Consider the following 15168-nt stretch of genomic DNA (forward strand, 5'->3'; position numbering starts at 1 on the left):
ACGACTGTTCGATGGAAATTGTCATGTCCAGGTTTTCTGCTGACCCACGCTTGCGCATTGCCCAAGCATCCACGGCCCCGAGCGCATCACGCGTTCATTTCAGGCACGCCAGCGCCGTTCTTTGCGGCGCACTGCTGACCCCGATGGCGCTGGCCGACGAGCACGCCGGCCACAATGAGGAACTGAGCCCGACGGTGATCACCGCCATCGCCCCGAGTTCGCCGCTGACCATCGTCACCCACCCCAAGGACCCGCGCCAACCGGTGCCGGCCAGCGACGGTGGCGACTACTTGAAGACCATCCCCGGCTTCGCCCTGGTGCGCAACGGCGGCACCAACGGTGATCCGGTGCTGCGCGGCATGTTCGGCTCGCGACTGAACATCCTCACCAATGGCGGCATGATGCTCGGCGCCTGCCCCGGCCGGATGGACGCGCCGACCTCCTACCTCTCACCGGAAACCTACGACCAACTGACCGTCATCAAAGGCCCGCAAACGGTGCTCTGGGGACCGGGCGCCTCCGCTGGCACGGTCCTGTTCGATCGCGAGCCGGAGAGCTTCGGCGAACTCGGCACTCGGGTGAACGCCAGCGTCCTGGCCGGCTCCAACGGCCGTTTCGACAGGGTAGTGGACGCCGCCGCTGGCGGGCCGTTGGGCTACGTGCGGGTGATCGGCAACACCGCGCACTCCGACGATTACCGCGACGGCAACAACGACACCGTGGCCTCGCGTTACGACAAGTGGAACGGTGACGTCGCCGTGGGCTGGACACCGGACGCCGACACGCTGCTGGAACTCACCGCCGGCAAGGGCGATGGCGAAGCGCGTTACGCCGGGCGTGGCATGGACGGTTCGCAATTCAAGCGCGAGAGCCTCGGCCTGCGCTTCGAAAAATCCACTATCGGCGACGTGCTGGACAAGATCGAAGCGCAGATCTACTACAACTACGCCGACCACGTGATGGACAACTACACCCTGCGCACGCCGTCCGGCACCGGCATGATGGCCGGGCCGATGGCCTCGAATGTCGACCGCCGCACCCTCGGCGCACGGATCAAAGCCACCTGGCGCTGGGCCGATGTGCAATTGATCAGCGGCCTTGATGCGCAGACCAACGAGCACCGCGAACGCAGCAGCATGGGCATCGACACTTATAAAAACCTGCCTTACACCAAGGACGCCGATTTCCATAACTACGGCGTATTCAGCGAACTGACCTGGTACGCCGCCGACCGTGACCGGCTGATCACCGGCGCGCGTCTGGACCGTGCTTCGGCCACGGATTTCCGCCAAACCACGGGTTCTGGAATGACGACCCGCGCCAACCCGACCGCCGACGACACCCGCGCCGACACGCTGCCCAGCGGCTTCGTGCGTTACGAACATGACCTGGCCGACAGCCCGACCACGCTCTACGCCGGCCTCGGTCATACCCAGCGGTTCCCGGATTACTGGGAGCTGTTTTCGCCCGACTCCGGCCCCGCCGGTTCGGTGAATGCCTTCGATTCGATCAAACCCGAGAAGACCACCCAGCTCGACTTCGGCCTGCAATACAAGACCGCTGGCGTCGAAGCCTGGGCCTCGGGTTATGTCGGGCAGGTGCGCGATTACATCCTGTTCAACTACACGCCCGGGATGATGGGCATGACCTCGCAAGCGCAAAACATCGACGCGCGGATCATGGGCGGTGAACTCGGCGCGGCCTACAAGCTGACGTCGAACTGGAAGGCCGACGCGACCCTGGCCTACGCCTGGGGCAAGAACAGCAGTGACGGCACGGCGCTGCCGCAGATGCCGCCGCTGGATGCACGTTTCGGTCTGACTTACAGCGAAGACAACTGGAGCGCCGGCGCACTGTGGAGAGTGGTCGCGGCACAAAACCGTATTGACCAGAACAAGGGCAACGTGGTCGGCAAGGACTTCGACAAGACCTCCGGTTTTGGTGTGTTCTCGCTCAACGGCGCCTATCGGATCAACCAGCACTGGAGGGTCAGCAGTGGCGTCGACAACCTGTTCGGCAAAGCGTACGCCGAGCATTTGAACCTGGCCGGGAACGCCGGTTTTGGCTATCCGGCCAATGACCCGCAGGCCATTAAAGAACCGGGGCGCACGCTCTGGACCAAGGTGGACATGAGCTTTTAAAAGCTTCGCCCTGTAGGAGCGCGCTTGGTCCGGGCGGCGTTCCGACGAAGAACTTGAAGGCACCGCGCTCATTCAGAATGGTCGCGTCATCGTTCACGACTTTCGCGAGCAAGCTCGCTCCTACAGGGGCCTTACACAGACCACAAAAAAACCCAAGCCAAGCGGAGCACAACTGATGAAACAGCCCACACCGAATTTCTACAACCTGGCCTGGCGCTGGCATTTTTATGCCGGTCTGTTCGTCGCGCCTTTTATGGTGATGCTGGCCCTGACCGGGGTCATCTACCTGTTCAAACCGCAACTCGATCCGTTGATGTACGGCGACCTGATGAACGTCCCGACGGGTCACCACAATGTTGCCGCCGACGACCTGCTCAAGCGGGTAAAAGACGCGTACCCACACGGCACGATCAAGCAATACCTGCCGCCGGTAAACGCCGAACGCAGCGCGCAATTTGTGGTACTCAACGCCGGCACCGAGCTCAACGTCTTCGTCGATCCGTACCAGGGCAAAATCCTCGGCGAGCAAGACGCCAAGTGGAATCTGCAAGCCGTGGCGCGGGCGATTCATGGTGAGCTGATGATCGGCACGGTCGGGGACCGACTGGTGGAACTGGCCGCCGGTTGGGGCATCGTGCTGGTGGTCTCGGGGGTTTTCCTCTGGTGGCCACGCGGTCAAGCGGCGGGGATTCTCTGGCCACGCCTGAGCTATCGCGGACGCGCGCTGTGGCGTGATCTGCACGCAGTCACCGGGTTTTGGGGCGCGGCATTGTTGTTGGTGATGCTGCTCAGCGGCATGACCTGGACCGGGTTTTGGGGCAAGCAATACGCCCAGGTCTGGAACGTGTTCCCGGCGGCGATGTGGGACAACGTGCCGACCTCCGACGTCGAGGCCCGCAGCCTCAACAGCGCCACCCGCCAGACCGTGCCATGGGCGATGGAAAACACACCGATGCCGATGTCCGGCGACCACGCCGAACACATGGCCCACGGCGCCGCGCCCGCCGGCCCCGCAGCGCCGATCATCAGCCTGCAAGACGTGCAGAACATCGCCCTGCAACGCCAGGTCGAACCGGGTTACAGCATCACCTTGCCGACCACCGCGACCGGCGTGTTCACCATCGCCGTGTTCGCCGATGACCCGCGCAACGACGCCACGCTGCACGTCGATCAGTACACCGGCAATGTGCTCGCCGACGTGCGTTTCGAGCAGTACGGCAGCGTCGCCCGCGCCACGGAAATCGGCGTGATGCTCCACGAGGGTAAGATGTTCGGCGCGTTCAATCAGATCATCGTGCTGCTGATCTGCCTGATGATTCTGCTCAGCGCCGTCAGCGGCATGGTGATCTGGTGGAAGCGTCGCCCACAAGGCAAGGTGGGCGTTCCGCCGCTGCGCCACGATCTACCGACCTGGAAAACCGGCGTGGCGATCATGCTGGTGCTGGCGGTGTTGTTTCCGCTGGTGGGGGCTTCGCTGGTAGTGGTCTGGGTGGTGGATCGAGTGCTGCTTTCGCGTTTCACCCGGCAAACTGAATCGACCTCATCTTCATCATGAAACAAGCGAGATGCGCGCGGCAGAAGGCGCTGTAAACTCCGCGCCTTGAAATGAGTTCTTCAGGGCCATCAGCAGCACCCAATATTCCAGAGTTAACGCATGACCTCGCTGAACCTCAAAAACCTCGCCTGGACACCTCTGGGCCATGGCCACTGTCATCACCAGTTCCAGCTGCGTGATGCCTCGCTGCACGTGGCCGCTGGTGAGTTCGTCGGGTTGATCGGCCCCAATGGCAGCGGCAAGACCAGCCTGCTGCGCTGCGCCTGGCGCTTCAGCAAACCCGAAAGCGGTGAGGTCCGGCTCGATCACCACAACGTCTGGAAGCAATCCTCGCGCTGGTGCGCGCAACGCATCGCCGTGGTGTTGCAGGAGTTTCCCGACGCCTTCGGCCTGACCGTCGACGAAGTGGTCGGCATGGGCCGCACACCGCACAAAGGCCTGTTCGACGGCGACACCCTGGAAGACCAAAAACTCGCCACTCAAGCCCTGGCATCCGTCGGCCTCAAAGGCTTCGAAGATCACGCTTTCGCCACCCTCTCCGGCGGGGAAAAGCAGCGAGTGATCCTCGCCCGCGCTCTGGCGCAACAACCGCAATTGCTGATCCTCGACGAGCCAACCAATCACCTCGACCCGCGCTATCAGCTTGAGTTGCTGCAACTGGTCAAGCGCCTGAACATCGGCACCCTCGCCAGCATCCATGACCTCAACCTCGCCGCCGCGTTTTGCGACCGGCTGTACGTGATCGATCACGGTCGTATCGTCACCAGCGGTACACCGAAAGAAGTCCTGACCACCCCGCTGCTGCGTGAGGTGTTCGGCGTCGAAGCGCTGATCGATGAACACCCTTTGCATGGCTACCCACGAATCACCTGGATAACCCAACCATGAATGTGCGCTCACTGATGTGCGTCGCGGTGTTGCTGGGCAGTGCCCAGGCGCAGGCCGAGGCCACCCGTTACCCGTTGACGATCCAGAGTTGCAACCGCGAAGTGACCTTCGCGCAAGCGCCGAAACACGCGGTCAGCCACGACATCAACATGACCCAGATGATGCTCGCCCTCGGCCTCAAACCGAGCATGGCCGGCTACAGCGGCGTCAGTGGCTGGAAGTCGGTCACGCCCGACATGCAGACGATCCTCAACGGCCTGCCGGAGCTGGCCGAGAAGTACCCGTCGGTGGAAACCCTGCTCAATGCCAACGTCGATTTCTTCTTCGCCGGCTGGGACTACGGCATGCGCGTCGGGGGTGACCTCACGCCGCAGACGTTGCAACCGCTGGGCATCAACGTCTACGAGCTGACCGAGTCCTGCGCCTTTGTCATGCAGCGCCCGGCAGCCACGTTGGAAGACACCTACAACGACCTGCGCAACCTCGGCAAAATCTTCGACGTGCAGGATCGTGCCAACCGCCTGATCGCCAACCTGCAGGCGCAAGTCGCCGAGGTGCGCAAGAACCTGCCCGCCGACAAACCGCGCATATTTCTCTACGACAGCGGCGAAGACCGCGCCATGACTTCCGGTCGCCTCGGCATGCCGCAAGCGCTGATCGACGCGGCGGGCGGGCGCAACATTCTCGATGACGTCGACGCGAGCTGGACCCGCGTCAATTGGGAAAACGTGGTCGAGCGCAATCCGCAAGTGATCGTGATCGTCGACTATGGCGAAGTCACCGCTGCGCAGAAAGTCCAATTCCTGCTCGACAACAAGGCGCTGCAATCGGTGGACGCGATCAAAAACCAGCGGTTCATCGTTATTCCTTACGTGCAGGCCACGCCCGGCATCGACAACGTGCGGGCGGTGGAAACCCTGGCCAAAGGTTTCCACAGCGAATGATTGGTCGTCGCTACGCCCTGTTGCTGATCGCCCTCGGCGCATTGCTGTGGGTGTCGTGCGTGGTGTCGCTGGGCTTCGGCCCGGCGCGGGTGCCAGTAGACGTGGTGTGGCGGATTTTGCTGCACAAGGTGTTCGGCCTCGGCGAGGTAAATTGGGCGGCGGGACAGGAACACATCGTCTGGTTGATCCGCGTGCCGCGGATGTTGCTCGGTGCATCGGTCGGCGCTGGCCTGGCACTGGTCGGCGCGGTGCTGCAAGCGGTGACGCGCAACCCGCTGGCAGATCCGCACTTGCTCGGCGTCACCTCGGGCGCAACGCTCGGTGCGGTGATCGTAGTGCTGCATGTGGATGAAATCGTCGGCCTGCTGACCTTGCCCATCGCCGCGTTTATCGGCGCGCTGTTGAGCATGCTGATCGTGCTGATGATCGCCAACCGTCACGGCCGGCTGGACAGTGATCGACTGCTGCTGTGCGGCGTCGCGGTGTCTTTCGTGATGATGGCGGTTGCCAATCTGTTGCTGTTTCTTGGCGATCACCGTGCGAGTTCGGCAGTGATGTTCTGGATGCTCGGCGGGCTCGGGCTGGCGCGCTGGGAATTGCTCGCGGTGCCGGCCGCCAGTGTTCTGCTGGGGCTGGTTTTGTTGTTGGGCATGGCGCGTCCGCTGAACGCGCTGATGGCGGGTGAGCAGACCGCCGTGACGCTCGGCCTGAATGCCCGGGCCGTTCGGCTGCAGGTATTCGTGATTGCATCGCTGATGACCGGAGTGCTGGTGTCGATCTCTGGCTCCATCGGATTTGTCGGATTGATGGTGCCGCACATTGCGCGGCGATTGGTCGGGGCCGAGCATCGCCGGTTGTTGCCCGCGTGCGTCTTGCTGGGGAGCATTTTCCTGGTCTGGGTTGATGTCGCCGCCCGCACGCTGATCGCCCCCGAGGACCTGCCCATCGGCGTCGCCACCGCCGCGATTGGCGGGCTGTTCTTCATCGGCCTGATGCGCCGCCGGTGACGCACACAGCTCCCACATTCGATTTTTGGCGTGTCAAAAATTGCGCCCCAATGTGGCGCACCTCTTCGCACCAACGCGCCTGACGCGGTCCTTCGTGGTGCGCCGCCAAACCGCGCAACCGCTCTAATACGACATTTCCCTGCCTTTTTCCGACTGGGCACAGCCCTTGCAAAACAGCCTTCAGTAGTCCGCATCTGCCCATCAAAAAAATACTAATGTTCACGGAGATCGCACAATGAAGCGTCGCAGCTTGATCAAGGCTTTCACACTCACGGCAAGCATTGCCGCGATGGGCATGACCTGGACAGTCCAGGCCGCAGAGACCATCAAGGTCGGGATTCTGCATTCGTTGTCCGGGACCATGGCGATCTCCGAAACATCCCTTAAAGACATGGCGTTGATGACCATCGACGAGATCAATGCCAAGGGCGGCGTGAACGGCAAGATGCTCGAACCCGTCGTGGTCGACCCGGCGTCGAACTGGCCGTTGTTCGCGGAAAAGGGCCGTCAGTTGCTGACTCAGGACAAGGTCGCCGTGGTGTTTGGTTGCTGGACGTCGGTGTCGCGTAAATCGGTACTGCCGGTGTTCGAAGAACTCAACGGCCTGCTGTTCTACCCGGTGCAGTACGAAGGCGAAGAGATGTCGCCGAACGTGTTCTACACCGGCGCCGCGCCGAACCAGCAGGCGATCCCCGCCGTTGAATACCTGATGAGCGAAGAAGGCGGCAGCGCCAAGCGTTACTTCCTGCTCGGCACCGACTACGTGTACCCGCGCACCACCAACAAAATCCTGCGCTCGTTCCTGCACTCCAAAGGTGTAGCAGACAAGGACATCGAAGAGGTCTACACCCCGTTCGGCCACGCCGATTATCAAACCATCGTCGCCAACATCAAGAAATTCTCGGCCGGTGGCAAGACCGCGGTCATCTCCACAGTCAACGGCGACTCCAACGTGCCGTTCTATAAAGAGCTGGCGAACCAGGGTTTGAAAGCGACTGACGTTCCGGTCGTAGCGTTCTCGGTCGGCGAAGAAGAATTGCGCGGCATCGACACCAAACCGCTGGTGGGCAACCTCGCGGCGTGGAACTACTTCGAGTCGGTCGAGAACCCGGCGAACAAGAAATTCGTCGCCGACTGGAAAGCCTACGCGAAGAAACACAACCTGCCGGGCGCCGACAAAGCGGTGACCAACGACCCGATGGAAGCTACCTACGTGGGCATCCACATGTGGGCGCAGGCGGCCGAGAAAGCCAAGTCGACCGACGTCGACAAAGTCCGCGAAGCCCTCGCCGGCCAGACCTTTGCCGCGCCGTCCGGCTACACCCTGACCATGGACAAGACCAACCACCACCTGCACAAGCCGGTGATGATCGGCGAGATTCAGGCCGATGGTCAGTTCAACGTGGTGTGGCAGACCGAAGGCCCGATCCGCGCCCAGCCGTGGAGCCCGTATATCGATGGCAACGACAAGAAGCCGGATTATGCGATGAAGAGCAACTAAGTCACTGGATGTCGGGCCTGAACGGATTATTCAAGCCCGACACAAATCCCCTGTAGGAGCGAGCCTGCTCGCGAAGGCGTCGGCATATCCAACCTCCATGTGTCTGACACACCGCTATCGCGAGCAGGCTCACTCCTACAACTTTGTCCGTGCAAGGCTAACAATATGCCCATTGCCTTCTACCGTTTGATCCTCGCCTGCCTGCTATTGCTGCCGCTGGGCGCACAAGCCGGCGACACCGAAGACTTCGTCGCCGCCAACCCCGTCGAGCAAGCCAAGCTGCTCGAAGCCTGGGCCGCGCAGCCCGTTCCGGCCCGAATCGAACTGATCAACGCCTTGCAACAAGGCGAACTGATGGTCGAAGGCCAACTAAAAACCCTGCGCCTGAACAATCGCCTGCGGGGTCTGATCGACACCGCGCTGGCCAGTCATCAACTGCTCGCCGCCGACGCCAAAATCCGTCTCGGCGCCGCGCAGCAACTGCAGAAAAGTGCCAAACCGGCACAACTGAAATTCCTCGACCAGCAACTCGCCGGCGAACAGGACGAAAGCGTTCACGCCGCCCTGAGTCTCGCGCTGGCCAACCTGCAACTGGTCGACGCCGACCCGGCCGTGCGCCTCGCCGCTGTGCGCCTGCTCGGCGAAACCGGTGACCCGCTGGCCCGCACTCGCCTCGAAAGTCTGCTGCAACCGGGGGTCGAAGCCGACGCCGGTGTGCGCACTGCCGCTGAAACCAGCCTCGCGCAAGTCAAACGCAAACTGCTGATCGGCGAGATCCTCGGCCAAGCTTTCAGCGGCATGTCGCTGGGCTCGATCCTGCTGCTCGCGGCGCTCGGCCTGGCGATTACCTTCGGCTTGCTCGGGGTGATCAACATGGCCCACGGCGAGATGCTGATGCTTGGCGCGTACTCGACGTACGTGGTGCAGCTGATGTTCCAGCGCTTCGCGCCGCAAGCCATCGAGTTCTATCCGCTGATGGCGTTGCCGGTGGCGTTTTTCGTCACGGCAGCCATCGGCATGGCGCTGGAACGCACGGTGATCCGTCACCTCTATGGTCGCCCGTTGGAAACCCTGCTGGCGACGTGGGGCATCAGCCTGATGCTGATTCAACTGGTGCGCCTGGTGTTCGGCGCGCAGAACGTTGAAGTGGCCAACCCGGCGTGGTTGTCGGGCGGGATTCAGGTGTTGCCGAACCTGGTGCTGCCGTACAACCGCATCGTGATCATCGCGTTTGCGCTGTTTGTGGTGGTGCTGACCTGGCTGCTGCTGAACAGGACGCGCCTGGGTTTGAACGTGCGTGCCGTCACTCAGAACCGCAACATGGCCGCCTGCTGCGGCGTGCCGACCGGGCGCGTGGACATGCTCGCCTTTGGCCTCGGCTCGGGCATCGCCGGCCTCGGCGGCGTTGCCCTGAGTCAGATCGGCAACGTCGGCCCGGACCTCGGCCAGAGCTACATCATCGACTCGTTCCTGGTGGTGGTGCTTGGCGGTGTCGGGCAGCTGGCGGGTAGCGTGCTGGCAGCGTTTGGCCTGGGCATCGCCAACAAGATTCTCGAACCGCAGATCGGTGCGGTGCTCGGCAAGATCCTGATCCTCGCGCTGATCATTCTGTTCATCCAGAAACGTCCGCAAGGCCTCTTCGCACTGAAAGGACGGGTAATCGACTGATGAACCAGCCCCTGATGCTAACGGCCACGCAAAAGGCCGGCCCCAAAATCACGATGGCCGTCGGCGCGATAGTCCTCGTTCTGTTGCTGGCATTGCCGCTGCTGTCGCTGTTGTCGCCGGACAACACGTTTCACGTCTCGGCTTACACGCTGACCCTGGTGGGCAAGATTCTTTGCTACGCCATCGTCGCCCTGGCGCTGGATCTGGTGTGGGGTTACGCCGGTCTGCTGTCCCTCGGGCACGGTATGTTTTTTGCCCTCGGTGGTTATGCGATGGGCATGTATTTGATGCGCCAGGCCTCGGGCGATGCCCTGCCGGCGTTCATGACGTTCCTGTCGTGGACCGAATTGCCGTGGTACTGGACCGGCACCAGCAGCTTTCTCTGGTCGATGTGCCTGGTGGTGTTGGCGCCTGGATTGTTGGCGTTGGTGTTCGGTTTCTTCGCCTTCCGTTCGCGGATCAAGGGCGTGTATTTCTCGATCATGACCCAGGCACTGACCTTCGCCGGCATGTTGTTGTTCTTCCGTAACGAAACCGGATTTGGCGGCAATAACGGCTTTACCAATTTCCGCAGCATTCTCGGGTTTGGCATCACGGAACCGGGGACGCGCGCGGTGCTGTTTTTTGCCACAGTGGTGTTGCTGGTGGCGAGCCTGTTCATCGGCTGGCGCCTGGCGCAAAGCAAATTCGGCCGGGTACTCACGGCGTTGCGCGATGCGGAAAACCGCCTGATGTTTTGCGGCTACGACCCACGCGGATTCAAGCTGTTTGTCTGGGTCTTGAGCGCGGTGCTGTGCGGTCTGGCCGGGGCGCTGTACGTGCCGCAAGTCGGGATCATCAACCCGAGCGAGATGTCGCCGACCAACTCGATCGAAGCGGCGGTCTGGGTGGCTCTCGGGGGGCGCGGCACGCTGATCGGTCCGTTGCTCGGCGCCGGTGTCGTCAACGGCATGAAGAGCTGGTTCACAGTGGCGTTTCCGGAATACTGGCTGTTTTTCCTTGGCGCGCTGTTCATTGTCGTGACCCTGTACCTGCCCAAAGGCGTGATCGGCCTGCTGAAGAAAAGGGGTAATGAATGAGGTTTGTAAAATGAGAGTCACTGCGACCGCTGAATTCATGCTCGAACCGGCCTTCTATCCGCCGCAGCCGAACAAGGACGCCGGCACCAGCCGCGACGCCATCGGCCTCGGCCAACGGGTGGGCCCGGGGCTGGACACTCGCCACGGCACCATCCTGACCCTGGAAGACATCAGCGTCAGCTTCGATGGCTTCAAGGCGCTGAACGCGTTGAACCTGTACATCGGCGTTGGCGAATTGCGCTGCATCATCGGCCCCAACGGTGCGGGCAAAACCACGCTGATGGACGTGATCACCGGCAAGACCCGGCCGAGTCACGGCAAGGCCTGGTTTGGTGAAACCCTCGACCTGACGCAGATGAGCGAAGTGCAGATTGCCCAGGCCGGCATTGGTCGCAAGTTTCAGAAGCCGACGGTGTTCGAAGCGCTGAGCGTGTTTGAAAACCTGGAGCTGGCGCAGAAAACCGACAAGTCGGTGTGGGCCAGCTTGCGGGCGCGCTTGAGCGGTGAGCAAAGAGATCGCATCGGCGAAGTGCTGGACACCATTCGCCTGACCACCTCGGTCAATCGCCCGGCCGGCTTGTTGTCCCACGGTCAGAAGCAGTTTCTGGAAATCGGCATGCTGCTGATGCAAGACCCGCAATTGCTGCTGCTGGACGAACCCGTGGCGGGCATGACCGACGCCGAAACCGAATTCACCGCCGAGTTGTTCAAGCGCCTGGCGGGCAAGCATTCGCTGATGGTGGTGGAACATGACATGGGCTTTGTCGGCTCGATTGCCGATCACGTCACCGTATTGCACCAGGGCAGCGTGCTGGCGGAAGGATCGCTGGAGCAGGTGCAGGCCGATGAGAGAGTTATTGAGGTTTATTTGGGGCGGTGAATCGGCCAGCTACAAGCCGCAAGCTTCGAGCGGCAAGTGAAAAGCATAGCCGCACCGTTCCGTTCTTACTTGAAGCTTGCCGCTTGAAGCTTGCCGCTTGAAGCCCTACAAACGGAGTTCCAATGCTACAGGTCAAACACCTTCATCAGTACTACGGCGGTAGCCACATCCTGCGCGGCCTGACGTTTGAGGTGAAGGTCGGTGAAGTCACGTGCCTGCTCGGGCGCAACGGTGTCGGCAAGACCACGTTGCTCAAATGCCTGATGGGATTGCTCCCGTCCAAGGAGGGCGCGGTGAACTGGGAAGGCAAGCCGATCACCACGCTCAAGCCGCACCAGCGGGTGCACGCGGGGATCGCCTACGTGCCTCAGGGCCGCGAGATTTTTGGCCGGCTGACCGTCGAGGAAAACCTGTTGATGGGCCTGTCGCGGTTTCCGGGCAGTGAAGCGAAAGAAGTCCCCGCGTTCATCTACGAGCTGTTCCCGGTGCTGCTGCAAATGAAGCAACGCCGTGGCGGCGACTTGTCCGGCGGTCAGCAGCAGCAATTGGCAATCGGCCGGGCGTTGGCCAGTCGTCCACGGTTGTTGATTCTCGACGAGCCGACCGAAGGCATCCAGCCGTCAGTGATCAAGGAGATCGGTGCAGTGATCAAGAAGCTCGCGGCGCGTGGCGACATGGCGATTTTGCTGGTGGAGCAGTTCTATGATTTCGCCGCTGAATTGGCCGATCAATACCTGGTGATGTCCCGGGGCGAGATCGTGCAACAGGGTCGCGGAGAAAATATGGAAGCCGAGGGTGTGCGCGGCCTGGTTACGATCTAATCTGCAGCGTCCTGACGATAATTAGAACCCATGAACTCAGCCCTTCCCACTGTCCTGTTTACCCCGAGCTGGCACGCCGAGCTGGAGTTGGGCTACGCCCGATTCGGCGACAGCACGCGCCCGGTTCAGCGCCGACACATCGGCCCGTTGCGCGTGCAAAAGCATTTGTATGCCGAAGGTCCCGAGGTCTGCCAGCACATCATCGTGCACCCGCCCGGCGGGATTGCCGGTGGTGATCGGCTGGACATCAGCGCCAGCGTTGACCGCAACGCGTGGGCGCAAATCACTAGCCCCGGCGCCGCCAAGTGGTATCGCGCCGCTGGCCCGGCTTATCAGAAACTGCAACTGAAGGTGGCCGCCGGCGCGACACTGGAGTGGCTACCGCAGGAAACGATTGTCTTCAGCGCCGCCCAGGCCGAACTCAGCACCGTCATTGATCTGGAAGGTGATGCGCGCTTGTTCTACTGGGACGTCGTGGCGCTCGGTCGCCCGGCCAGCGGCGAGCGTTTTGACCTCGGGCATTTTCAGGCGCAGCTGGATATTCGCCGCGACGGCCAGTTGCTCTGGCATGAACGTCAGCGCATTGTCGGGGATGACGGGTTGCTCGGTTCGCCGATTGGCCTGGACGGGCAACCGGTGTTTGCGACGCTGTTGGTGACCGGGGAGATTGAACGTGAATTACTGGAGAAATGCCGATCGCTGCCCAATGACGTGCGCGGCGATCTGACCCAGTTGCCGGGACTGATCGTTGCCCGATGCCTGGCCAGCGAGGCGCTGTTGGCGCGGGGCTGGTTGATTGATTTGTGGCGGTTGCTGAGGCCGGCATTGCTCGGCCGAGAGGCAGTCCCGCCCAGAATATGGAGCACCTGAAATGCGATCCTCACTTTTTTAAATCTGCCGATTATGGATTCCACACAATGGACCTGACCCCACGCGAAAAAGACAAACTGCTGATCTTCACCGCCGGCCTCGTGGCCGAGCGGCGTTTGGCCCGCGGCGTGAAACTCAATTACCCGGAAGCCATGGCCTACATCTCCGCCGCGCTGCTCGAAGGCGCGCGTGACGGCCGCACCGTCGCCGAGCTGATGCACTTCGGCACCACCCTGCTCAGCCGCGAACAAGTGATGGAAGGTATCCCGGAAATGATCCCGGAGATTCAGGTGGAAGCCACCTTCCCCGACGGCACCAAGCTGGTCACCGTCCACCAACCTATCGCCTGAGGCTGCGCCATGACTGACTCCATCCGCGATGCGGTGCACGCCGATCTGCCGGCGATCCGCGACATCTACAACGACGCCGTGCTCAACACCACGGCGATCTGGAACGAACAGGCCGTTGACCTCGGCAATCGCCAGGCCTGGTTCAGCGCACGTCAATCCCAGGGTTATCCGATCCTGGTGATTGTCGACGGCGACAACAGCGTACTCGGCTACGCTTCATTTGGTGACTGGCGCCCCTTCGATGGTTTCCGCCACACCGTCGAGCATTCGGTCTACGTCCGCAGCGACCAGCGTGGTAACGGGCTGGGCCCGAAGTTGATGGACGTGCTGATCGAGCGCGCCAAAGGCTGCGACAAGCATGTGATGGTCGCCGCCATCGAAAGCGGGAATGCCGCCTCCATTCGCCTGCATGAACGGGCCGGTTTCGTTACGACCGGGCAGATGCCTCAAGTGGGCACCAAGTTCGGCCGCTGGCTGGACCTGACGTTCATGCAATTGACCCTCAATCCTGGCGCCGAACCGCCGCCCGCCAGCAAGGAGTAACGCCCGATGAATGCCGCTCAACTGCGCCGCGTCAATGTTGAAAGCTTTGCCCACTATCGCCAGGGTTTGATTGATCTGCTGCTCGACGCCGTCGGCTATGGCGCCAGTGTCGGCTTCATGGCTGACCTCGATGCCACGCAGGCGCGCGCCTATTTCGATGAGGTTCAGGACAACCTGAACAAGGGCAATGTGCTGCTGTGGGTGGTGGTCAAGGACGAACAAGTGCAGGCCAGCGTGCAGTTGACCCTGTGCCAGAAAGCCAACGGCCTGAACCGCGCCGAAGTGCAGAAATTGCTGGTACGCGAACAGGCGCGCCGTCGCGGCTTGGGCCAACAGTTGATGAGCGCTTTGGAACAGGCCGCGCTTCAGCACAAACGCGGGATGCTCTACCTCGACACCGAAGCCGGCTCCCCGGCCGAGGATTTCTACAGCGCGCTGGGTTACACCCGCGCCGGTGAACTTCCTGACTACGCCTGCGACCCGAGTGGTCGGTACAAGCCGACCGCCCTCTATTACAAAGTGCTCCAGGGAGCCCATTGATGATTCCCGGTGAATATCAGATCCAGCCCGGCGACATAGAACTCAACGTTGGCCGCCGCACCGTCAGTTTGAAGGTATCCAACAGCGGCGACCGGCCGATCCAGGTCGGCTCGCATTATCATTTTTTCGAAACCAATGACGCCCTGACCTTCGACCGCGCCGCCGGTCGTGGCATGCGCCTGAACATCCCTGCCGGCACCGCCGTGCGCTTCGAACCCGGGCAGAGTCGGGAAGTCGAGCTTGTCGACCTGGAGGGGTTGCGTCGGGTTTTTGGGTTTGCGGGAAGAGTCATGGGCGACTTATAGGTCGACTTCAGCTGCAAGTTTCAAGCTTCAAGCTGCAAGAAAGAGCAGTTTGCGGTGCCCCCCTATCTGCTTCTAC

General features: G+C 61.8%; 15 protein-coding genes. All 15 read left to right on the top strand.

Annotated features, from left to right (window positions below; genetic code table 11):
- Window positions 1–23: 23 nt before the first annotated feature.
- Window positions 24–2141: a TonB-dependent copper receptor gene (locus ACYZT4_RS18140; protein WP_461981917.1), complete on the top strand. Its 2118-nt coding sequence runs from the start codon at window positions 24–26 to the stop codon at window positions 2139–2141.
- A 175-nt stretch (window positions 2142–2316) separates the two neighbouring features.
- Window positions 2317–3696: a PepSY-associated TM helix domain-containing protein gene (locus ACYZT4_RS18145; RefSeq protein ID WP_461981919.1), complete on the top strand. Its 1380-nt coding sequence runs from the start codon at window positions 2317–2319 to the stop codon at window positions 3694–3696.
- A 99-nt stretch (window positions 3697–3795) separates the two neighbouring features.
- On the top strand, window positions 3796–4584 hold the full coding sequence (locus tag ACYZT4_RS18150; protein ID WP_461981921.1) for an ABC transporter ATP-binding protein: 789 nt from the start codon (window positions 3796–3798) through the stop codon (window positions 4582–4584).
- Window positions 4581–5528 (top strand): ABC transporter substrate-binding protein, encoded by a 948-nt coding sequence (locus ACYZT4_RS18155; protein ID WP_461981923.1) that lies wholly within the window; start codon window positions 4581–4583, stop codon window positions 5526–5528. Before ACYZT4_RS18150 ends, ACYZT4_RS18155 begins: the two co-directional genes overlap by 4 nt.
- Window positions 5525–6535 carry a FecCD family ABC transporter permease gene (locus tag ACYZT4_RS18160; protein WP_461981925.1) on the top strand — a complete coding sequence of 337 codons (1011 nt, stop codon included), beginning with the start codon at window positions 5525–5527 and terminating at the stop codon, window positions 6533–6535. Before ACYZT4_RS18155 ends, ACYZT4_RS18160 begins: the two co-directional genes overlap by 4 nt.
- Window positions 6536–6770: 235 nt before the next feature.
- Entirely contained in the window at window positions 6771–8036 is a 1266-nt protein-coding gene (urtA, locus tag ACYZT4_RS18165) for an urea ABC transporter substrate-binding protein (protein ID WP_461981927.1), read from the top strand.
- 165 nt (window positions 8037–8201) lie between these two features.
- Window positions 8202–9704 (top strand): urea ABC transporter permease subunit UrtB, encoded by a 1503-nt coding sequence (gene urtB, locus ACYZT4_RS18170; protein ID WP_461981929.1) that lies wholly within the window; start codon window positions 8202–8204, stop codon window positions 9702–9704.
- Window positions 9705–9757: 53 nt separating this feature from the next.
- A complete protein-coding gene (urtC, locus tag ACYZT4_RS18175) occupies window positions 9758–10783 on the top strand; it encodes an urea ABC transporter permease subunit UrtC (protein ID WP_461988727.1) in 1026 nt (341 codons plus the stop codon).
- Between the two features lie 10 nt (window positions 10784–10793).
- A complete protein-coding gene (gene urtD, locus ACYZT4_RS18180; RefSeq protein WP_461981931.1) occupies window positions 10794–11663 on the top strand; it encodes an urea ABC transporter ATP-binding protein UrtD in 870 nt (289 codons plus the stop codon).
- 122 nt (window positions 11664–11785) lie between these two features.
- Complete coding sequence (urtE, locus tag ACYZT4_RS18185) at window positions 11786–12484, top strand: urea ABC transporter ATP-binding subunit UrtE (RefSeq protein WP_461981933.1); 699 nt, start codon at window positions 11786–11788, stop codon at window positions 12482–12484.
- 30 nt (window positions 12485–12514) lie between these two features.
- Window positions 12515–13354 (top strand): urease accessory protein UreD, encoded by an 840-nt coding sequence (locus ACYZT4_RS18190; RefSeq protein ID WP_461981934.1) that lies wholly within the window; start codon window positions 12515–12517, stop codon window positions 13352–13354.
- A gap of 47 nt (window positions 13355–13401) precedes the next feature.
- Entirely contained in the window at window positions 13402–13704 is a 303-nt protein-coding gene (gene ureA / locus ACYZT4_RS18195) for an urease subunit gamma (RefSeq protein WP_033055605.1), read from the top strand.
- A gap of 9 nt (window positions 13705–13713) precedes the next feature.
- Entirely contained in the window at window positions 13714–14247 is a 534-nt protein-coding gene (locus ACYZT4_RS18200; RefSeq protein WP_461981936.1) for a GNAT family N-acetyltransferase, read from the top strand.
- A 6-nt stretch (window positions 14248–14253) separates the two neighbouring features.
- Window positions 14254–14787 carry a GNAT family N-acetyltransferase gene (locus ACYZT4_RS18205; RefSeq protein WP_461981938.1) on the top strand — a complete coding sequence of 178 codons (534 nt, stop codon included), beginning with the start codon at window positions 14254–14256 and terminating at the stop codon, window positions 14785–14787.
- A complete protein-coding gene (locus tag ACYZT4_RS18210) occupies window positions 14787–15092 on the top strand; it encodes an urease subunit beta (protein ID WP_461981940.1) in 306 nt (101 codons plus the stop codon). The genes ACYZT4_RS18205 and ACYZT4_RS18210 overlap by 1 nt, the downstream gene beginning before the upstream one ends.
- Window positions 15093–15168: the final 76 nt, after the last annotated feature.

The sequence above is a fragment of the Pseudomonas sp. GB2N2 genome, from assembly GCF_054897705.1.